Below are 21,729 nucleotides of genomic sequence, written 5' to 3' on the forward strand. Positions count from 1 at the left end.
CTATTCAATTTCAAAATCAACAATGATATAAGCGAGTATAACAACGAAGAAAATACTAACGGCTGGCGCTGTTAATACGTGGCCAGACATAAAACCAATGCCAAGTGATAGAATGAGTGTGCTCGCTAATAGCATATACTTTACTTTCATGATTTTCTTAAAGTTTGTGATCATGCTGATGAATAATTTAATACCAAAGTATAGAAGTGGTAATAAGTAAATAAGGAAACCGACAATGCCAAAGGCGAAAAATAGGTCATGGAAGTCCATTTCAATTAATTTAATTTTATCTGTGTAGTTACCAGCGTAACCCATTCCGAATAGTTTTTGTGAAAGCGGTGCGTCTTTATAGTATTGTTTGTATGTTTTTAAGAATTTGTCGCGATCACTATAAATTAAACTTTTCACTTCAGAATCTGTAAGTTCACCTTTTGCATGTTTTTTTGCATCTTCTGGATCTTCTTTAATTACTTTTCCTTCTTTTCGATCTTTCTCTTCTTGTACTGATTTTTTGTATTCGTATATTTGCATGTGAATGCCCATATTTTTTGCGATAGGAGTATGCGGTGTAAGAGCAATTAAACCTCCTAGTATAACTGCGGCAACAATGGTATTTACAATATGTGTAAATCCTTTTCCTTCTTTTTTACGATTTATCATGTATTCAATGAATGAGAAGAAAAGTGCTACGCCTAATGTAATAACAATTGCGCCATATCCGACTTTCGTTCCGACCATAATACTTGCATACATCGCAAGTATTGTTGGAATCCAGTAATATATTTTCGAGAAAGAAGTTGTTTTATGTATCGAATATAAGACAATGATTGGGAACATAATGGCGAAAAGAGAACTTAAATCATTTCCAGCGAAGAACCAACCTCTTGAACCGATTTTTGAGTGAGGATAGCTTGGGAAATCTGTTCCAGTTTGCATTGCGACAATCATTGTGATGCTTAAAATTAAAGTTGCATATAAGAAATATGTAATGATTTTATGAAATACATACTCTTTATTTTTTAGCTCTTTAAAGGCGATAATATATCCAAACAGTAGCACAATTGGATATATGCTCTTTAAGATGAATTTAACTTCTTCTCCAAATGAAACTGGAGATTTAACCATCATATTATTTACAAGACCGATTGCGAGTGCGATTCCGAGTAAACATAAATAGAGGATGTACTTTTTCGCATCTTGTTGTTTGTGATGAAGAAGTAGGTATCCTAATGCAAGAAGCATAAAGGCGAAACGGACTACAACTCCAACTGTTGCGCTCATGTGTAATATATAGATTGAAAAAGATGTTAATAAATCTAAAATTGGTTGAAACACAATGAATAGCAATAGGAAATGTGGGAAGTAGTTATCCGTTTGTTTCAACTTAGTAACCATATGTTCCTCCAGTTCTTCATTCCTTTATTACAACACCCAAAAGATGGGTATAAAGCCTTTTTTACATAGTAAGGCGAATGAATTTCAATATTTGTTTTTTTATCAAACTTAAGAATACACCATTTCATTGTAATGGTAAATAGATGAAAAGCATGGATAAACCGACTTTAATTTCTATATTTTTCAACGGAATTGTATGTTTTATACGGTATATGTACAAATTGCGAGATTATTAGACAGAAAATTGAGAAAAAAGAAGGATTTTTCAATGGTTCTCTATAATTATATAAGTATAATCTTTATGGAGAAAAGAGGGGTATATATAATGGAAATAACAAGTAAAACAGAATCTGTCGTTGTGAAATATGAAGGCCACGTTGCAACGGTTATGGTCAATCGCCCAGAGGTGTTAAATGCGTTAGATGAGCCGACATTAAAAGAGTTATTACAAAAGTTGAAAGAAGTAGCGGAAAGTTCTGCGCATATCGTTGTGTTATGCGGAAACGGCCGTGGTTTTTCTGCGGGTGGGGATATTAAATCGATGCTTTCAAGTAATGATGAAAGTAAGTTTGATGGCATTATGAATACTATTTCTGAAGTTGTCGTGACGTTATATACGATGCCAAAGCTTGTTATTAGTGCAATTCATGGACCAACTGCAGGTCTTGGGTTAAGTATTGCGTTAACAGCTGATTATGTAATGGCGGATATATCATCTGTTATTGCGATGAACTTTATTGGAATCGCTTTAATTCCAGATGGAGGCGGTCATTTCTTCCTTCAAAAGCGCGTCGGTGAAAATATGACGAAGCAAATTATTTGGGAAGGCAAGAAATTATCAGCGACAGAAGCGCTTGATATCGGCTTAATTGATGAAGTAATCGGCGAAGATTTCCAAACGGCTGTGAAGCAAAAAATTAATGAATGGTCACAAAAACCGATTAAAGCAATGATTCAAACGAAGCAAATTTTATGTGAAGTAAATCGCTCTAATTTAGAGCAAACATTGCAATTAGAAAAGCGTGGTCAATATGCAATGAGACAAACAGCGGATCATAAAGAAGGAATTGCTGCGTTTTTAGAGAAACGTTTACCAGCATTTAAAGGGGAATAAAGTTTGTCCATTCCTCATGAGTAGCTCGTTAATTCGGGATAAAGGGGAGAAAGTGCTAACACATTTTAGTATAATTGTGTTAGCACTTTTTTTTAAGGAGTAATACATGAAGAGAATGATCGGTGTTATCACTATTATTTTGCTTACATATTCTGCTTTGCATAGTACACCATCTTTGGCAGTTCGGACTGCGTTATTTTTTGAGGGACATCCAAGTGTTGCGTTTTCTGGTGGGGTGACGAAAGAAAAAGATGTGAAAAAAGAAGCGATTCCAGATGAGTACCAAACTCTATATGGTAAGGAAGAAAACTCAGAGCACTATTTCTTTCCGCATGTAAGAGCACATGAATCAGGAATTGATATGTTAAGTGCATGCGTGAAGAAAAAATGGTTTTTCTATAAAGCAGAGCTCGGGTGTTATTAAATATAGGAGGATGAATGATGTCAGCATATAACAAGTTAGTAAGAGATCGTGTTCCAGAGAAGATTTTAATGTCTGGAAAAACGTATACCGCACAAAAATTAACAGGTCAAGCATACATACAAGCTTTAGCGAAAATTGGAACGGAAGAAATTCGTGAATTTGCTTCTATGAAAGAACGCGAACATGCGCTAGATTCTCTTGCGGATGCACTAGAAGTAATCATTTCATTAGCACGTGCGGAAGGTGCATCAATTGAAGATGTGGAACGCCTTCGTAAGAAAAAAGAAGTAGAGCGCGGTGGATTTGAAAGAGGGATTTATTTATTAGATGTCTCGGAAGAATAGTTTAATAGGAAAAGCATAGCGTTAATGAGTAACGCTATGCTTTTTTGTTGCAATGAAGCTAATAATGAAGAAAATAGCTGTTAATATCCAGCCGATTGTAATAGAAGTAGTAGTATGAACGGCATAAGAAACTTGTAAACAAAATAATGATGCTAAAAACCAAATGAGTGCAATGTGTATATATTTTTTTGATATATTCATATTTCAGGACTCCTTTTGTATACTAAAAAGAATTTTACTACAATTTAGAAAATTAAGCTATATAAGTAGAGGTTTTCTGGTGAATTTTGTATACTGAATAGTAGAGAAAATGAGGAGGAAACGACAATGGCACATCATGCGAGAGAAACGATGGAACTTATTAAGGAGCTTGTCTCTGTTCCAAGTCCGTCTGGAAATACAGCAAAAATTATTAATTTCATTGAAAACTATGTCAGTGAGTGGAACGTAGAAACGAAACGTAATAATAAGGGAGCTCTTATTTTAACGGTAAAAGGGAAGAATGATGCGCAGCACCGCTTATTAACAGCACACGTTGATACGTTAGGTGCGATGGTAAAAGAAATTAAGTCTGATGGTCGCCTGAGTCTTTCTATGATTGGTGGATTTCGCTGGAACTCTGTAGAAGGAGAATATTGCGAAATTGAAACATCAAGTGGCAAGACGTATACAGGAACGATTTTAATGCATCAAACATCTGTACATGTATATAAAGATGCAGGTGAAGCAAAACGCGATGAGAAAAATATTGAAGTTCGTATTGATGAGCGCGTATTTTCAGCTGATGAAGTACGCGAATTAGGAATTGAAGTAGGAGACTTCGTTTCATTTGATCCGCGCGTTCAAATTACAGAGAGTGGATACATAAAATCACGTCATTTAGATGACAAAGTAAGTGTTGCGATTTTATTAAAATTAATTAAAAGATTACAAGATGAAAACGTAACATTACCATATACGACGCATTTCTTAATTTCTAATAATGAAGAGATTGGATACGGTGGTAATTCTAATATTCCAGAAGAAACTGTTGAATACTTAGCAGTTGATATGGGAGCGTTAGGTGATGGACAAACATCTGATGAATATACAGTATCTATTTGTGCAAAAGACTCTAGCGGCCCGTACCATTACGCTTTACGTAAACATTTAGTAGAGCTTGCGAAAACGAATCATATTGAATATAAAGTAGATATTTATCCGTACTACGGATCTGATGCATCAGCTGCGATTCGTGCGGGATTTGACGTGAAACATGCGTTAATTGGAGCGGGTATTGATTCTTCTCACGCATTTGAACGTACACATGAAAGTTCTATTGCGCATACAGAATCATTAGTGTATGCATATGTAATGTCTAATTTAATTGAAGAATAATTTCATAGATAATAGAGAGCTGATTAAAAATATTATTTTTAATCAGCTTTTTATTTGGCGAAGCGATTAGGAGACATGTTCTAATCGCTTTTTTAGCCCGCTATTTGTGGGCTGATTAAAGTTTTATTTTATATACATTCATTATAAGTTATATATATGCGATTTTTGTTATACGGCCGGAAACGTGTTTACTATAGATATATAATGTTATACACTATGAAAGGAATTAATTAATAGTTAATATGTTTTAGTTAGCTTGATTAAAAAAATTGTATGAATATGAAGTTTTGAGAGGAGATTTATTTTTCATGAAGTACAAAGCAATAGCCGCAGGTTTATTAGCAGCAAATTTACTAGCACATCCAATTAGTAGTTTAGCAGAAACGAAGAAATTTCCTGATGTTTCAGATAGTGCGTGGTCGAAAGACGCAATTTATTATTTAGTAGAGAGAAATGTAATTAACGGTATGCCAGATGGTAACTTTATGCCATACGGAAATTTAACACGTGCCCAGGCAGCAAAGATTATCGCAACAGCAATTGGGGCTAAAGTAGATCCAAATGCAAAGCCGTCTTATAATGATGCAAAAAATAGTTGGGCAGCTTCATTTATTGCAGCCATGGAAAAAGAGAATATTATTAAAGGGCGAGAACCAGGAGTATTTGATCCTGAAGGAAAAGTAACTCGTGCTGAAATGGCAGCTATGCTTGTAAGAGCATATAATCTGAAGAGCAAAGTAACAGGACCAGTTCCTACAAAATTCGCTGATTTAGAGAATCATTGGGGTAAAGAAGAAGTTAATATTTTAGTAGAATTAAAACTTTCTTTAGGTACAGAGAATGGCTGGAAACCGAATGATTCTATTACGCGTGAACAAGCAGCTCAGCTTACTGCGCAAACAGATAAATTTAGCAAGAATAGTGATCGTCCAGTAGAAACAAAGAAAATGTACATAGATAGAAAATTCATTACATATCACGCACCATCATTAAGTTCTGGGATTAGTGCAAATCAGCATAATCCACAAATGGTTGAAATTAAAGAAGAACGAGATGGATGGATCAAAATTGCAACAAGTAAAGGTGATAAATGGACACCTTTAGTAGAGAAAACAGAAGTTATTAATGAAGGATTCACTACTTATGCAGAAGCTTCTTCTTCTTCAAAAGTAATGGGAACACATAACGCACAACAAGTAACTGTTATTGAAGAGAACGGCAGCTGGATTCGTATCCGCATGGGCGCTGGTTTCCAATGGGTTAATAAAAATCAATTAAATCCAGTGAAGCAAGGTAACTTCTTAGAAGGAAAAGCTATTATCATTGATCCAGGTCATGGCGGAGTTGATTCAGGTAATCCAGGTTATTATGAGAAAGAAAGTGAAACTGTATTAGATGTATCACTACGATTACAGAAGATATTTGAGAAAAAGACACCATTTACTGTGTTATTCACTCGTACAGATGATACACGTCCAGGAACAAGTGCTTCTGATTCTTTAAAGAAACGTGTAGAATTTGCTCAAAAAAATAATGGGGATATTTTTGTAAGTATTCATGGTAATGGCACGGAAGAGAAAAATGGACAAGGTACAGAAACGTTCTATTATGAATCAGCGACAGCAAGAGGAACAAATCCTAACGTATCAGAAAGTCGTTTACTAGCAGAAAAAATTCAAGAGCGTCTTGTAGATGCACTGGGAACAAAAGATCGTGGTGTGAAAAAAGGCGATTTATACGTAATTAGAGAAAATACAATGCCAGCTGTATTAGCAGAATTAGCATTTGTAGATAATAAAAGTGATGCAGATAAAATAGCTACACCAGCGCAAAGACAAAATGCAGCGGAAGCTATTTATCAAGGTATTTTAGATTACTATGAAGAAATGGGTAACAACGTGTCTTCTTTCCGTTAATAAATAATAAGAGATTGCCATTGGCAGTCTCTTTTATTTATTAACGTTTCTCTTTATTTCCGGCATATGATATCATTTAATTTTATATATAAAAAAGTATTTGAGTAATTGTAATCATAACAATTTTAAACGATAGAGGATGATAATAGATTGAATAATCATAGTAAAACACCTGCCTGTATATATACGTATGCATTTCGTGAGGAGGAGCGTGCTTTATGTTACTTGGAAATGCGCTCGTTCTTTGGAATGGAGTCCCACGTTAATATTTTAAAAAGTGATGTCAAAATTGACCCGAGTAGAAGTGCGTTTATGAAAGAGCGCGTTGAGGTTATGTATGAAGGGGACGACTTAGAAAGCATTTTAAAACAAGTGGAACAAATTGATTTGGCGGGAGCGACATTTAAAGTTATTTTCGTTAAAATCAATGACCTCGTTGGGGAGAATAAAATTGAATATGGAGAAAGACGTCTTATTGAACGAGACCTTGGCATGCATATCGAAGGAGAAGCGGATGTTCGTAATCCAGAGCGTGTATTCGGGATTGTTCCTCTTGGAGGACGCTGGTACTTCGGGCACTATGTAGAAAGCGAACCAGTTTGGTATCATCACATAAAAAAACCGCATAGCTATTCGACATCACTTAGCACACGTGTTGCGAGATCAGTTGCAAATATCGCTGTACCAAATCCAGAGGGAGTACGAGCAATTGACCCGTGCTGCGGTATTGGAACAGTAGTAGTAGAAGCACTTTCTATGGGGATTAATATCGTTGGTAGAGATATAAATCCACTTGTAGTTCTTGGAACGAGAAAAAACATCGCACATTTTGGATTTGAAGGAACAGTAACAAAAGGACCAATTGAAGAAATTACTGAGAACTACGACGTTGCAATTATCGATATGCCCTATGACTTATTTACGCATGCCACACCAGAAGACCAGCTCTCCATTCTTTCAAGTGCGCGCCGCATTGCTAAAAAGGTAGTCGTTGTAACGATGGAGACAATGGATGACATGATCCATGAAGCAGGATTTGAAATTACAGATCGCTGTATTACAAGAAAAGGGTCATTTACTAGACAAATTCTTGTTTGTGAATAAGAAAGGAAGGTCAACCGTTTGGGTGACCTTTTTAGTGTAGTTTAATGTGTGATTGATTGGCAGTTTGTAGGCGGCGATAAGTTGATATTGTGATAGGAGAATCTATTAATGTTCTTTTAATTTCTCTTGTTGTGCAATTAATAAATTGCGTAATATGTGCCCGCGGTAACTTTCTAGTTTTCGTCCTTCATGATAGCGTACGCCTAATTTTTTTAGTTCAGCTACGTACCAGCCTTTTGTTCCGTAGTACATTGGATCACTTCCTTTTTGCTTTTGAACAGTATATGTTTGGGAGCGAAGTAACTTTACATTGAAAATAATAATGATAAAAGGAATCCTACATGTGTGTACCAGTGAAATTGCAAAGTTATCGAGGTGTTTTATAGCGTAACGTCCAAGCCGTGTATAAAAAAGTAGACAGTTGTATATGAATTTGTTGAAAAAAGAATACACATTGTCCAGGGGATTTGAAAAAAGGAATGCTATACGATTTGGCATGATACTTGCGTTGGAAATAGTATCAACGTATAGGGGAGAGATAGAAATGAAGGTTAGTAAAGTGTACACGACAATTGATGCACACGTAGCTGGGGAGCCGCTTCGAATTATTACGGGCGGCGTGCCAGAAATAAAAGGAGAAACGCAGCTGGAAAGACGCGCGTACTGTATGGAACATTTGGACCATCTTCGTGAGGTTCTTATGTATGAACCGAGGGGGCATCACGGGATGTATGGTTGTATTATTACCCCGCCTGCAAGTGCTCACGCTGATTTTGGTGTTTTATTTATGCACAATGAAGGCTGGAGTACGATGTGTGGTCATGGCATTATTGCTGTCATTACAGTTGGAATTGAAACAGGCATGTTTGAAGTAAAGGGTGAAAAACAAAATTTCATTATTGATAGCCCAGCCGGAGAAGTTATTGCGTATGCAAAATATAACGGGAGTGAAGTAGAATCTGTATCATTTGAAAATGTTCCTTCATTTGTATACAAAAAAGACGTTCCTATTAAAATAGATAACTATGAATTTCAAGTAGATATCGCGTTTGGAGGAGCATTTTACGCTGTTGTAGACTGTAAAGAATTTGGTTTGAAAGTTGATTTTAAAGACTTGCCCGCTATTCAAACGTGGGGCGGTAAAATTAAACATTATATAGAGAGCAAAATGGAAGTGAAGCATCCACTTGAAGAAAGTTTAAAAGGAATATACGGCGTTATCTTTTCAGATGAACCGAAAGACAAAGGTGCTACGCTACGAAATGTAACGATTTTTGCTGATGGGCAAGTAGATCGTTCTCCTTGCGGTACAGGAACTTCAGCGAGAATCGCAACTCTTTTTGAAAAAGATGCCTTACAAAAAGGAGAAATCTTCGTCCACGAATGCATTACTGATGGGAAATTCGAGGGAGAAGTATTGTCGGTAACAGCGGTAGGTACATATGAAGCTGTCGTTCCGAAAGTAACGGGGCATGCATTTATTACAGGGTTTCATCAGTTCGTTGTAGATCCGAGAGATGATTTGAACCGAGGATTTTTGTTAGGATAAAGTGAAACTTTAATCAGTGGAGGGGTTCCTCACTGATTATTAGTTGAACCAATCGGGTTTTTACGGGCAGTTGATCTCCCGTGTAACTTCTTTGTCCAACTGAATTTTTAGATGGGAGTCTTACTGCCCGTTAATACGGGATAGAAGAAGGGGGTGGAAAGATATGCTAGTTATAAGCGCGAACGAACAAAGAAACTTAGTAAATATGAATGAAGTTATTGAATACGCGGCGCTTGCTTTAAAAGAATTTTCCGCAGAAAGAACGATTACACCAATAAGAGGCTCATTACCATTTGCGAATGAGCAAAATACGGCATTAATTATGCCTTCAGTAGCGGAAGGGCTTGAGGCACTTGGAGTAAAAATAGTAACGGTAGTCCCGCAAAATAAACAGATAGGAAAGAAAACAATCAATGGGATTGTGATGCTATCAGACTTTCAAACGGGAGAACCGCTCGCACTTCTAGAAGGATCGTACTTAACGATGATCCGAACGGGCGCCTTATCAGGAGTAGCGACAAAATATTTAGCTCGTCATAACGCAAAAACTTTATGCATTATCGGCACGGGCGAACAAGCGAAAGGAATTGCCGAAGCAATATTTGCAGTTAGAGATATCGAAAAAGTCATTTTATACAATCGAACAGAAGAAAAAGCATATGCATTTGCGCAATATATACAAGAGAAATTTGGTAAACCTGCTTACGTTTACAGGGATCCAAATGAAGCAATACGTGAAGCAGACATCATCGTCACAACTACGAACGCAACCACACCAGTCTTCTCAGAAACACTACAAAAAGGCGTCCACGTAAACGCCGTCGGCTCATTCAGACCGAGCATGCAAGAACTACCCTCACACGCCATCACAAGCGCAAACAAAGTAGTAGTCGAATCAAAAGAAGCAGCACTAGACGAAACAGGAGACCTTCAAGTTCCGATAAAAGAAGGTCTATTCAAAGCGAACGCCATTCACGCTGAACTTGGTCAAATTATAAGCGAGGAAAAAGCAGGCCGCGAAAGCGATGAAGAGATTACTATTTTCAAATCAGTTGGTTTGGCAGTAGTGGATATTATCGTTGCGAAGTATTTGTATGAGAGAGCGGTGGAGCAAGGAGTAGGGAGTAAGATTGAGTTTTGAGACTGCCTTTTGGTGGTCTTTTTATTTTATCATCCTTATAAATATATTTTATGGCAAGAATGTATTAGTAGATTGCAAACTTTCCACATTTACAAAAAAGTTTGACTTTACATACAGGTAGTGGTAATTTAAAACTTATAAGAAAACTCGGGATTAATTCCGAGTTTTCTTATGGGTATAACTAGTTTGAGGGGGCCGAAAGATGAAACGGAAATTATTTGCATTACCATTTGTTCTAATACTACTTATTGCATTAGCTGCTTGTTCAGGGGAAAAAGATTCGAAGCAAGCGGGCACTAGTAAATCAGGGACTCCGAAAGATGGAGGAACGTTAACGATTGGTGTTAGCGATAATCCAGATACGATGAATCCGCTTTATGCGAATGATCGTGTGTCATTAACTGTGCAGCAGGCTTTATATGCGCCGCTATATCATATGGAAGACGGTAAGAAAAAGTTTGTTCTTGCTGAGAGCTTTACGCCTTCAGAAGATCAATTAACGTGGACACTGAAGTTAAAAGATAATTTGAAATGGCATGATGGTAAGAAAATTACATCAGACGATATAGCATTTACATTCCAATCTATTTTGGATGAGAAGCAAAATAGCTCAAGTCGTGAAAACTTTATTTTTAAAGGAAAGCCGCTTGAGGTGAAAAAGGTAGATGAGTTAACAACTCAATTCGTTTTACCACAAGTAAGCGCATCTTTCGAAGGTGTGATGAATGATTTCTTCCCAATTCCGAAACATGTATTTGAAGGGGAAGCAGATTTAGCGAAGAGTAAGAAAAACTTACAGCCTGTAGGTTCAGGACCGTTTAAGTTTAAAGAGTATAAATCAGATGAGTACGTTGCATTAGATCGATTTGATGATTATGTAGGTGGGAAAGCTAAATTAGACTCTATCGTATACCGCGTTGTAAAAGACCGTAATACAGCAAATGTTTCACTGCAAAATGGTCAAATCAACATGAAGATGATTGAGCCGCAAGACTTTAAGAAACTAGATAGCACTGGGAACTTCTCAATGGTGACATTCCCTGAAGGTAGATTATTCTACTTATCTTATAACATGAATACTGATCTTATGAAGAAAAAAGAAGTGCGCCAAGCAATTGCACATGCGTTAGATAAGAAAGAAATGATTAACTCAGCATTCGTTTCAGGTGAATTTGCAGAACCAGCAAATTCAATCTTAACGCCAGACGCTATGTATTATGCGAAAGATATTAAAGACTATAAGTATGATAAAAAAGAAGCGAAAGATTTATTAGCAAAAGCTGGCGTGAAAGATAAGGAAAAAGTACGTGTGATGTATGTAACGAATAATAAAATTATGGAAAGCTTAGCGTTATATACACAACAAAAATTAAAAGAAGTTGGCTTAGAAGTTGAACTAAATGCATTAGATGCTAGTGCGGCAAGTGAAAAAGGCTTAGATAAAGAGAATAAAGAATATGACATTACATTTGGTGGTTACATAATGGGACCTGAGCCAGATTCATATAAGAGCTTATTCTTAAGCAATGCTGAATACAATTATGCACGATATAAAAACGCTGATTTCGATAAGTTATGGGAAGAAGCTGCAGTTGAGACAGATAAAACAAAACGCGCAGAGCTATACCATAAAATTCAAGAGACAGCTAGAGAAGACGTACCTTATCTACCAATCGCGTATCCGAAAGCAGTTATTGCAGTAGATAAAAAGTTTGATGGATTAAAAGAAGCGAAAGCAATTCCTGTCACAATGTTTGAAGATCTATCTAAGATTTATGAAGTGAAATAAGAAACAATAAAGAAGCTGGTGGAAATCAGCTTCTTTATCAAGTTAAAGCCTAATTGATGTAGGCTAATGAAAGTTTCACTTTACCTTGAGGGGGGAAGTTTGTGTATAAAGTAATTGGGAAGAGGCTTTTAAATGCAATTCCGCTTTTATTTGTTATTTCTATTATTTCTTTTCTATTAATAAAACTAGCACCGGGCGATCCGGTTCGAAACTTTGTCACGCCGAATATGAGTCCAATTGATGTTGAGCGTATTCGCACAAGTTTAGGGCTAGATCAACCAATTTATATGCAGTATATTTTATGGTTAAAAAATATTTTAACAGGGAACTTTGGTTATTCACTTCAAAACCATCGTCCTGTTCTAGATCTTATTGTAGAAAGGTTACCTGCGACAATCGGCTTAATGGGATCGTCTTTACTCGTCTCATTTGTAATCGCAATCCCGCTTGGACTACTTACAGGTGTGAAAAAGAATTCTATCTTTGATCGCATTGTGAACTTTATCTCTTATGTGGGAATTTCAATGCCAGTCTTTTGGTTCGCTTTACTATTAATTTACTTATTCTCTTTAAAGTTGAACCTTCTTCCGAGCATGGGTATGCGCACCGTTGGTAAAGACTCTGTCTGGGATATTGTCCAACACGGCATTTTACCTTGTATGGTGCTTGCGTTCCAAAACGTCTCTGTTTATATGAGATATATTCGTTCAAGTACGATTCAGCAATTAGAAGAAGACTACGTACAAATTCAATATGCGTACGGTGCTTCAAAGAAGACCGTTTTATTTAATCACGTACTTCGAAATGTATTAATACCGATCATTACAATTTTCGGGTTATCTATTCCAAGTTTAGTAGGCGGGGCGTTTATTACGGAAACAGTATTCTCATGGCCAGGACTTGGTTCGCTCGGGGTAAATGCTATTTTTAGATTTGATTATCCGATTATCATGGCAATTACATTATTATCATCATTCATGTTAATTCTCGGTAACTTAATTGCTGATATTTTATATGGCGTAGTAGATCCGCGCATTCGAATGAGGGGGTGATTTGGAATGAATAATAGGAGATTTCAAACGATAAAAAGTAGTTTTACGAAAAATAAGTTTGTACTAATGGGAGTTATTATACTTGCGGTTTTAACGATCGCATCCATTTTTGCATTCGTATTGCCATACGATCCTAGCAAAATGTCGATTCCAGATCGTTTACAAGAACCGAGTATGAGTCATCCTTTCGGCACGGATGATTACGGAAGGGATTACTTAACGAGGGCATTATATGGCGGACGCGTTTCGCTTGCGGTTGGTTTTCTTGCAATGGTTGTATCTATTACAATCGGAACCGCAGTTGGAACAATTAGTGGATATTATGGCGGAAAGTTAGACAACTTCTTAATGCGAATTGTAGAAGTACTTATGTCAATTCCATCATTCTTCTTAATGCTGTTATTAAATGCTTATTTAAAACCAGGGATTACGACGTTAGTTCTTATTATTGGATTACTAACATGGATGGACACCGCTCGTATTGTAAGGGCAGAAACGCTATCTGTAAAAGAGCGTGAGTACGTTTTGTATGCAAAAGTATCTGGACAGAAATCACTTGCAATTATTGTAAGACATATCATTCCAAACATTTTATCAACCATTATTATCGCTGCGACATTAACAATTGCGACATCGATTTTAATGGAATCATCACTTAGCTTCTTAGGATTAGGTATTAGAGAACCAGATTCTTCTTGGGGCAGCATGCTAAACAATGCGCAAGGGTATATTGGCGAAGCTTGGTATTTAACGCTCTTCCCAGGATTCCTTATCCTTTTAACGGTACTTAGTTTTAACGTAATTGGTGAAGCATTGAAGAAAGCTTTCGCGCCAAAAGGAGCTGGAAATGAAAACTAAAGTGTTACGTGAAAGGAGTGAGAAACGTGTCTGAAAAACTATTAGAAGTGAATAATTTAAAGACTTCTTTTTTCATAGAAAGCGGAGAAGTAGAAGCGGTTCGCGGCGTTACATTTCGTTTACATAAAGGAGAAGTAGTTGGTATCGTTGGGGAATCTGGAAGCGGGAAGAGTGTAATGGCGAAGTCTGTTATGTCTCTCGTTACGTCACCAGGAAAAGTGAAAGAAGGGGAAATCCTTTTTCATAATGAAAACATACTTTCTAAATCTGAAAAAGAATTACGTTCTATTAGAGGAAATCAAATTTCACTTATCTCTCAAGACCCAATGTCAGCGCTAAATCCAGTCGTGAAAATTGGGAAACAAATGACGGAAGTAATTATACGTCATCAAAAAGTGAAAAAGAAAGAAGCAGAGCAGATTGCGATCAACTTGTTAAAACAAGTCGGCCTTTCGTCACCAGAAGAAAGGGTAAAACAATATCCGCATGAACTAAGCGGTGGTATGAAGCAGCGGGTTATGATCGCAATGGCGATGTCTTGTAATCCGGACCTTCTTATTGCTGACGAACCGACGACTGCACTTGATGTAACGATACAGGCGCAAATACTAGATTTAATGAAAAACTTAAAGAACGAAACGAATATGGCGTTACTTCTTATTACGCATGACTTAGGAATCGTCGCGCAAAACTGTACGCGCGTTATCGTTATGTACGGCGGGCTTATTATGGAAGAAGGACCTGTACTTGATATTTTCCAATCGCCGAATCATCCATATACGAAAGGGCTATTAAACTCTTTGCCAAAAATAGCGAACGGCGTAAAAGAAAGACTCGCTCCTATTCAAGGTGTAACGCCAAACTTATTAAACCCGCCACAAGGTTGCCCATTCGCAGAGCGTTGCCCGCATGCGATGGACATTTGTGAAAAAGAACGTCCGCCATATTTTGAAATCGGAAACGAAAGACGTTCCATGTGCTGGTTAAACGATAAGACAGTAGGTGATTCACATGCATGAAGAAAACTTAATTGAAGTTCGGAACTTAAAAAAGTATTTTCCTATTAAAAAAGGACTATTCGGCAGAAAAACAGAGCAATTAAAAGCAGTCGATGACTTAAGCTTCACTATTAAAAAGGGTGAAACATTCGGGTTAGTAGGGGAATCTGGCTGTGGAAAATCAACGACAGGAAGAAGTATCATTCGCTTACATGATGTCACTTCAGGTAACGTTTTGTTTGACGGAAAAGATATCGCAAGTTTAAAGGAAAGTGAACTAAAAGAATATCGAAAAAGAATGCAAATCATTTTCCAAGATCCATACGCATCATTAAACCCGGCAATGAATGTATTCCAAATTATTAGCGAACCGATGAACATTCACGGTTCCTACGAAAAAGAAGAACAAAAAGAAATCATTTTAGACCTTCTGAAAAAGGTAGGTTTAAAAGAAGAACATTTATATCGCTATCCGCACGAATTTAGCGGAGGCCAGCGCCAGCGCATTAGCATCGCGCGGGCACTATCTGTAAAACCAGACTTTATCTTATGTGACGAACCAATCTCAGCACTCGATGTCTCAGTCCAAGCACAAGTCGTAAACATGCTGCAAGACATTCAAGAAGAAACAGGCGTCACATACTTATTCATCGCACATGACCTATCTATGGTAAGGCACATATCAGACCGAATCGGAGTCATGTACTTAGGAAACATAGTAGAAATTGCCGACAGTGAAGACCTATACACAAAACCGGCACATCCATACACACAAGCACTACTTTCATCTATGCCAGAACCAGATCCAACAAACACAGGCAAAGAACGGATTATCCTAGAGGGAGAAGTACCAAGCCCACTAAACTCACCATCCGGCTGCAAATTCAGAACGCGCTGCAAATTCGCCACTGAAAAATGTGCACAGGAAGTACCGAAGATGGTGGAGATTGAGAAGGGGCATGAGGTGGCTTGTCATTTGTTTTAGAGGGAGAGCACTAGGGGGGACCTGGTGCTTTTTTCTTTGTAGGTGGACGTGGTGTGGGATTGGTTGTTAGTTTAGGAGATAGCGCGCTCGAAATTTGTCGGTAAATCGATATGTTGTGTCGAAACGTTGATATATTCGGAGTTACGATTGATATAATTGAATAAACGTTGATATATTTTTGTAAAGAGTGGGATTGGTTGTAACTTAATGTAGAAATTTAATGTTTTTGAAAAAAAGAATTGACTTCTATATTAGTTGTAACTAAAATAGTTACATAAAGATGTAATCAATTTAGTTACAACTAATATCTGCTAAAAATATGATTTATATATTTAATTAAGGATGGTGGTCCATACGTTGCCACCCGGTGTAGAAAGTTACTAACACATTCAAATCAATGCATATTCCAAGCTTTAGTATTTTCTGTTACGGGGCAATAAGGTGCAACGTTATCTTTTGTTAAAAACCTTGGTGGATCTTTCTTTGGAAATATTAGTTTTGGGGAAATATAGTAAGGTATCTAAAAAAGAACAAGGTATAAAAAGATGTACTTATATAAACCAAAAATTTAGTTGAGCTGGATAATAAAAAAAGGTAGGAGATTTAAATGGAGACGAAACAAGATAACCTTATTTACGTATGGGATGCATATTGTGGATGGTGCTATGGTTTTTCAGAAAGTATTAAAGGATTTTACAAAAACCACACTGAAGTGCCATTAACAGTTTTATGTGGAGGGTTATTTTTAGATAATTTACCAATGAAAAACTTCTCATATATAGAAGAGGGAAATAAAAGAATTAATCAACTTACAGGTGCTGAATTTGGTCCTTCCTATCAAAAATTGGTGGAGGAAGGGACTTTTAAAATGAATTCGAAAGATGCTGCAATTGGTTTTTCAGCTTTACGCTCATTAGCGCCAGACCGTTTATTAGAATTCACTTCGGCTATGCAAAAAGCGTTTTATTATGAGGGCCAAAGTCTGAGTGATCCTGAAACATATCGCAAAATTGCAATCGAGCATGGTTTGGACCCTGAACAAGTATTAAAACGTTTAAACGCTCAAGAAACAATATTAGATGTCCAAAATGATTTCAATAAAGTTCGACAGCTTGGTGTTAATAGCTATCCTTCATTACTTTTACAAAAGGATAATCAAATTATTCCTATTGGTGGTGGCGTAATGACGCCAGGTAAAATTGAAGCGCGTTTTAAAAATTTATATTAAGAAAATTTAGGATATAGTAGCAAACATGTTATCTTAGGCCACCTGACATTCATCTCCGGAATATTCGCCAGTACTATTACACTTTCAGATAAATGGGAGTGGGAGATTTTATCCCGCTTTAACGGGCGGTAAGACCCCCACCTCAAAATTCAGTGGAAGCAAAGAAGTTAGGTGGGGGATCAACTGTCCGTAAAAGTCCGATTGGTTCAACTAATAATCAGTGGGGGATGAACAAAACCCCCACTGATTAAAGTTTCACTTTATCGGAACAAGATAAAAATATGATGATTAGTTAATAACTTTAACAAAAGGAGAATAACATACTATGTTTAAAACAATCGATACAAATCAAAAAGATGTGAAATTAACGGTGTTTAGTTCGGACGAAAAAAGCTTTATGGTCACAGCAACATTAGTTGAGAAAGCAGGACATGCATTTTTAATAAACTCAAAATTTACTCAATCTGATTCGAAAGAAATTGTTGAGTATCTGAAAAAAAACGACTTATCTTTAGATAAAATCTTTATTATTCATGGGGATCCAGACTACTACTTTGGATTAGAGAGCATTAAAGCCGTTTACCCAGAAGCTATAGCGTATGCAACAGAGTCTACTGTTGAACATATCGTTCATTCTGTCTTAGGGAAATTAAAAGTTTGGAAAGACGCCCTTGGAGAAAATGCACCGAATAACGTGGTATTACCTCAAGTGTTTAAAGAAAAAACAATTGATTTTCAGGGGTTAACATTTGAACTAGTAGGCTTAGATCATTACAGAACTAGCTTATTTAATAAAGAGCTGAAAGTATTAATTGGTGGTATTGATGTATTTAACGAAATCCATGTATTCTTAGCTGATACTAGCTCAAAAGCGGCAATGGAGGCTTGGATTGAAAACTTGAAAGTGTTACAAGCATTACATGCTGACATCATTGTACCTAGCCATGGATCAATTGAAAAATCCTTAAATAGTCAAGCACTTACTGCGACAATGGATTATCTAAGAACTGCGATTCAAGCTTCTGAGGAAAGTAAAACTTCAAAAGATTTTGTAGCAAGACTTGATGCAGCATATCCAGGCTATGCAAATAAAGGTGTATTAGAATTAAGTGCAAAAGTTGTAACAAAAGAAATGCCTTGGGGTTAATGATATGAATAAATATCAAAAGCTATTACATGAAACGTATGTGTTAACTGGCGAAGGGAAATTGGATACGTTCAAAACGTATTTAAGTGAAAATGTATCTTGGACAGAAGCTGCTGGGTTTCCATATGCGGGTACTTATATTGGTCCAGATGAAGTAGTGAAGAACGTACATGAACGTCTTGGTACGGAATGGGATAACTATAGTGCAAAAGATGAAATTTATGCTTTTAATAACAATACTGTTATTGTGTATGGAAAATATAGTGGAACATATAAAGCTACAGGGAAGTCATTTGTAGCAGATTTTTGTCATCTTTATAAGTTTGATGAGAACGATAAGGTTAAGAAGTTTATTCAAATTGTGGACAGTGCAACTGTTAATGAGGTATTAAGTTAGAGTTAATCGTTTCTAATATGCCTTGTATAGGGGGAGGATAAATGAAATTCCTAACATTACCCCTGACATTACATTTTTGGGAAGGTTTCTCCTTCTTCAAACTTTTTATAGAAGAAAACTTATTTAAGTAGAAGAGGTAGGTATATATGAAATTAGAGAAAAGTTTAATCATAACAATTATTTCTGTATTTATTTTAGGAGTAGTTTCGACTTTGGTATATCAAGCTTCCACCGGTAATAACAAAGGGAACTCAATTAAGAGCGAAAATGTTGCTTCTGTATCAAAAGAAGTAAAAGAAAATGAAAAGAATAAAAAGATGGTAGTTGATTTCTATAATGAAGTTTTTAACAAACATAATATCGATATTATCCCTAAATATGTAGGTGAAGAGTATAAGCAACATAATCCTTTTGTTGCTGATGGAAGAAAAGCCTTCATGGATTTCTTTAAGGAGGATTTTGTTAAAAATCCTAATTCCTCTGCAGAGATTAAACGTGTAGTAGCTGAAGGGGATACGGTTGCTCTTCATGTACATTCTCGTACTAATTCTCAAGATAAGGGAGTTGCTATAGTGGATATATTTCGTATCAAGGATGGAAAGATTGTCGAACACTGGGATGTAATTCAAGAGATTCCAAGTGAAGCAGCTAATGATAATACGATGTTTTAGATAGAAGATATATTTAATAATTGTTTAATTGATAGTGCTGTATAGAATTTAGAAATTTAGATAATTAGTTATCAAATTTGGAAATCATTTAAAAATAGCATATTAAATGATGGCACAAATTAATACGAAATAGCTCTTTAATAAAAAATCCTACTCAGTAAAAAATGAGTAGGATTTTTTATTAAAGAATAGTGCTAATTTTGTGGTTCGGCACCATCTAAATTTGGAAACCATGAAAGTATAGGTACTCTATATCCACGTAAAGTAAAATTGTAATTTTTTCCTTCTTTTATGTTTGCTTGCAGATCCACTGAATTAAACTTCATCATAAGAAGGCTATCCTCATTAGAAATAACTTTTTCGGTTCCATTTTTTTGCTCAACCTAGTACAATCTCACCAATTTAAAAAGACCACCATTACTGGCAGTCTTTCTGTGGTATCGAGTGTAGAGATGGTTAGTTACTTATCTGTTTAGGCATAATCTAGGATCTTTAGAATTCTTAATTTGAACAATCTATTTTTATATTATTTAAATAGTAATCTTTTATAGACCCACTCATTTTAGTTAACCTTTGTTCAAATATAAATGAAGTCGCAATTGTAACTAGATGCACAATTAATCAAAATAGAAAAAAGTACCTATAAGAGTAGGTACTTTTTTCTTTGTTATATATAAATTATACATTAATTTATATTTGGAACACTTTAAAAAGAAAAGATGATGATGGATTTATTAATAGATGCGTATAACTATATGTATATATTTAATGCATATATTATTTTTAGATAAATATATATATCTTTCAGTAAGAATGCAATATTCTTCGCTATTTACTTATATTTATAATTTAACTAATTCATTATAATATCAATGTTGATTTAAAGTTTTTTGTACAAAATGAACAGATGGGATTTTTTTAGGGATGCAAATACAATGAATCATTCTGTTTTCTTAATTGACTAAATTTTTAAAATTTAAATCTTCAAATGTTAATACTTGTTATATAATTGACTTATTAAGGCATTGCCCCTAAAAGTTAATATGCCTAATGAGATTGTTTACGTTTTCCTTATGGGGTAGCACCAACATTTCATAGATTCTGTACGCTAAGGCTATAATCTTTATAATTCCTGAGCGTACGAAATTCGCGCTTTGTTGTTGGGACCGCTATGAGTACTGTTAAATATAATATTCAAGGAGTGATATAATGAATACTAATCTTAAATTATCAAACAGACCAGAACACACTGTTCAAAAATTATTTGAACAGCAAGTAATTCAGAATCCAGATTCTGTTGCGTTGGTATATAAAGATCAACAGTTAACTTATAAGGAATTAAATGAAAAAGTAAATCAATTAGCTTTTTATCTACAAAAACGAAACATAGGCCCTGAAAGTATGGTAGGGGTTTATATAGAACGTTCTTTAGAGATGATTGTAAGTATATTAGGAATAATAAAAGCTGGTGGCGCATATGTCCCACTAGATCCCGCATATCCAACAAAGAGGCTTAAATATATCTTGAAAGATGCCAACATACAAGTATTGCTAACCCAAAACCATCCAACACAGTGGATACCTAAAGAAATAGACTGTATTAATATAAAAGAACATGAAATGAATATTTCGAGAGAAAAAAATATAAATCCTACAATTGAAGTTAAACCAGATAATTTGGCATATGTAATCTATACATCTGGATCTACAGGAAAACCCAAAGGGGTATTAATTGAACAAAAAAGCTTTCAGACAGTAGAAATATTCAATTTGCCTCATTATCATTTGATGCTTCAGTATTTGAGATATTTACTAGCCTAGTTTCAGGTGGAACTTTATATGTATGTAGTCAACACGATATTATGCCAGTTGAACCACTTACTCAGTTCTTGCAAAAAAATAAAATTACACATGCACTTTTACCCCCTACGGTACTTAATTTGTTAGATGAATCTGTATTTAAAGATTTACAGGTTGTTATTTCTGCGGGATCAGCCTGTATTGAACAAGTGGCAAAACGATGGATGCAAAATCACCTTTTTATTAATGCGTATGGTCCAACAGAAACTACAGTTTATACCGTTGCGGGAATATACAAAGGAGATGGAGCACCTCCTATTGGGCGGTCCATTCCCAATGTAGAGGTATATGTATTAAATGAAGCTAAAAAACTTGTCCCTATTGGGACAGTAGGTGAACTTTATATAGGAGGTATCGCATTAGCACGAGGATATTTGAAT

22 protein-coding genes are annotated in these 21,729 nt (G+C 35.8%); 19 read left to right on the forward strand and 3 right to left on the reverse strand.

The window, feature by feature from the left end; translation table 11 throughout:
• Entirely contained in the window at nucleotides 1–1,395 is a 1,395-nt protein-coding gene (locus MR160_RS20250; RefSeq protein WP_079245106.1) for an O-antigen ligase family protein, read from the reverse strand.
• Between the two features lie 301 nt (nucleotides 1,396–1,696).
• Here MR160_RS20250 and MR160_RS20255 point away from each other — a divergent pair, with 301 nt between their 5' ends.
• From MR160_RS20255 to MR160_RS20265, 3 genes are all read left to right on the forward strand, one after another.
• A complete protein-coding gene (locus MR160_RS20255) occupies nucleotides 1,697–2,509 on the forward strand; it encodes an enoyl-CoA hydratase (protein WP_001999174.1) in 813 nt (270 codons plus the stop codon).
• Nucleotides 2,510–2,615: 106 nt separating this feature from the next.
• Nucleotides 2,616–2,933: a hypothetical protein gene (locus MR160_RS20260; RefSeq protein ID WP_000827125.1), complete on the forward strand. Its 318-nt coding sequence runs from the start codon at nucleotides 2,616–2,618 to the stop codon at nucleotides 2,931–2,933.
• Between the two features lie 17 nt (nucleotides 2,934–2,950).
• A complete protein-coding gene (locus MR160_RS20265) occupies nucleotides 2,951–3,277 on the forward strand; it encodes a nucleoside triphosphate pyrophosphohydrolase (protein ID WP_001277348.1) in 327 nt (108 codons plus the stop codon).
• Nucleotides 3,278–3,298: 21 nt separating this feature from the next.
• On the opposite strand, the gene MR160_RS20270 is transcribed toward MR160_RS20265, so the two are convergent.
• Nucleotides 3,299–3,478 carry a hypothetical protein gene (locus MR160_RS20270; RefSeq protein ID WP_001027087.1) on the reverse strand — a complete coding sequence of 60 codons (180 nt, stop codon included), beginning with the start codon at nucleotides 3,476–3,478 and terminating at the stop codon, nucleotides 3,299–3,301.
• A gap of 126 nt (nucleotides 3,479–3,604) precedes the next feature.
• On the opposite strand from MR160_RS20270, the gene MR160_RS20275 reads away from it, so the two are divergent.
• From MR160_RS20275 to MR160_RS20285, 3 genes are all read left to right on the forward strand, one after another.
• Complete coding sequence (locus MR160_RS20275) at nucleotides 3,605–4,654, forward strand: M42 family metallopeptidase (protein ID WP_086402841.1); 1,050 nt, start codon at nucleotides 3,605–3,607, stop codon at nucleotides 4,652–4,654.
• Between the two features lie 308 nt (nucleotides 4,655–4,962).
• Complete coding sequence (locus MR160_RS20280) at nucleotides 4,963–6,570, forward strand: N-acetylmuramoyl-L-alanine amidase (RefSeq protein ID WP_000875336.1); 1,608 nt, start codon at nucleotides 4,963–4,965, stop codon at nucleotides 6,568–6,570.
• Between the two features lie 150 nt (nucleotides 6,571–6,720).
• Nucleotides 6,721–7,674, forward strand: coding sequence for a TRM11 family SAM-dependent methyltransferase (locus tag MR160_RS20285; RefSeq protein WP_001059321.1), 954 nt, complete (start codon nucleotides 6,721–6,723; stop codon nucleotides 7,672–7,674).
• A 105-nt stretch (nucleotides 7,675–7,779) separates the two neighbouring features.
• Here the strand turns inward: MR160_RS20285 and MR160_RS20290 are convergent, their stop codons facing one another.
• The gene (locus MR160_RS20290) at nucleotides 7,780–8,010 is read right to left on the reverse strand and encodes a YflJ family protein (RefSeq protein ID WP_242297927.1); all 231 of its coding nucleotides are present in this window, start codon (nucleotides 8,008–8,010) and stop codon (nucleotides 7,780–7,782) included.
• 208 nt (nucleotides 8,011–8,218) lie between these two features.
• Between MR160_RS20290 and MR160_RS20295 the strand changes: the two genes are divergently transcribed.
• The 13 genes from MR160_RS20295 to MR160_RS34875 form a co-directional block, all read left to right on the forward strand.
• Entirely contained in the window at nucleotides 8,219–9,223 is a 1,005-nt protein-coding gene (locus MR160_RS20295; RefSeq protein ID WP_151524935.1) for a proline racemase family protein, read from the forward strand.
• A gap of 163 nt (nucleotides 9,224–9,386) precedes the next feature.
• A complete protein-coding gene (locus MR160_RS20300) occupies nucleotides 9,387–10,364 on the forward strand; it encodes an ornithine cyclodeaminase family protein (protein WP_086391008.1) in 978 nt (325 codons plus the stop codon).
• A gap of 202 nt (nucleotides 10,365–10,566) precedes the next feature.
• Nucleotides 10,567–12,153, forward strand: coding sequence for an ABC transporter substrate-binding protein (locus MR160_RS20305; protein WP_000823570.1), 1,587 nt, complete (start codon nucleotides 10,567–10,569; stop codon nucleotides 12,151–12,153).
• A gap of 101 nt (nucleotides 12,154–12,254) precedes the next feature.
• Nucleotides 12,255–13,205, forward strand: a complete 951-nt coding sequence (locus MR160_RS20310) for an ABC transporter permease (RefSeq protein ID WP_098286263.1) — start codon at nucleotides 12,255–12,257, stop codon at nucleotides 13,203–13,205.
• A gap of 6 nt (nucleotides 13,206–13,211) precedes the next feature.
• Nucleotides 13,212–14,063, forward strand: a complete 852-nt coding sequence (locus MR160_RS20315) for an ABC transporter permease (protein WP_242297926.1) — start codon at nucleotides 13,212–13,214, stop codon at nucleotides 14,061–14,063.
• A gap of 26 nt (nucleotides 14,064–14,089) precedes the next feature.
• Nucleotides 14,090–15,082, forward strand: a complete 993-nt coding sequence (locus tag MR160_RS20320; protein ID WP_086402842.1) for an ABC transporter ATP-binding protein — start codon at nucleotides 14,090–14,092, stop codon at nucleotides 15,080–15,082.
• Nucleotides 15,075–16,046, forward strand: coding sequence for an ABC transporter ATP-binding protein (locus MR160_RS20325; protein ID WP_000544137.1), 972 nt, complete (start codon nucleotides 15,075–15,077; stop codon nucleotides 16,044–16,046). The genes MR160_RS20320 and MR160_RS20325 overlap by 8 nt, the downstream gene beginning before the upstream one ends.
• 607 nt (nucleotides 16,047–16,653) lie before the next feature.
• Entirely contained in the window at nucleotides 16,654–17,274 is a 621-nt protein-coding gene (locus tag MR160_RS20330; protein WP_199664997.1) for a DsbA family protein, read from the forward strand.
• A 325-nt stretch (nucleotides 17,275–17,599) separates the two neighbouring features.
• A complete protein-coding gene (locus MR160_RS20335; RefSeq protein ID WP_098829679.1) occupies nucleotides 17,600–18,421 on the forward strand; it encodes an MBL fold metallo-hydrolase in 822 nt (273 codons plus the stop codon).
• 4 nt (nucleotides 18,422–18,425) lie between these two features.
• On the forward strand, nucleotides 18,426–18,818 hold the full coding sequence (locus tag MR160_RS20340) for a nuclear transport factor 2 family protein (protein ID WP_150158748.1): 393 nt from the start codon (nucleotides 18,426–18,428) through the stop codon (nucleotides 18,816–18,818).
• 146 nt (nucleotides 18,819–18,964) lie between these two features.
• Nucleotides 18,965–19,489 (forward strand): nuclear transport factor 2 family protein, encoded by a 525-nt coding sequence (locus MR160_RS20345; RefSeq protein ID WP_000764209.1) that lies wholly within the window; start codon nucleotides 18,965–18,967, stop codon nucleotides 19,487–19,489.
• Between the two features lie 1,209 nt (nucleotides 19,490–20,698).
• Nucleotides 20,699–21,310: an AMP-binding protein gene (locus MR160_RS34870; protein WP_255805331.1), complete on the forward strand. Its 612-nt coding sequence runs from the start codon at nucleotides 20,699–20,701 to the stop codon at nucleotides 21,308–21,310.
• Nucleotides 21,295–21,729 (forward strand): AMP-binding protein (locus MR160_RS34875; protein WP_346670365.1); only part of this gene is annotated, 435 nt, incomplete at its 3' end. The genes MR160_RS34870 and MR160_RS34875, both read left to right, overlap by 16 nt.

It is taken from the genome of Bacillus cereus group sp. BfR-BA-01382, assembly GCF_022663475.1.
GTDB lineage: Bacteria > Bacillota > Bacilli > Bacillales > Bacillaceae_G > Bacillus_A > Bacillus_A thuringiensis_S.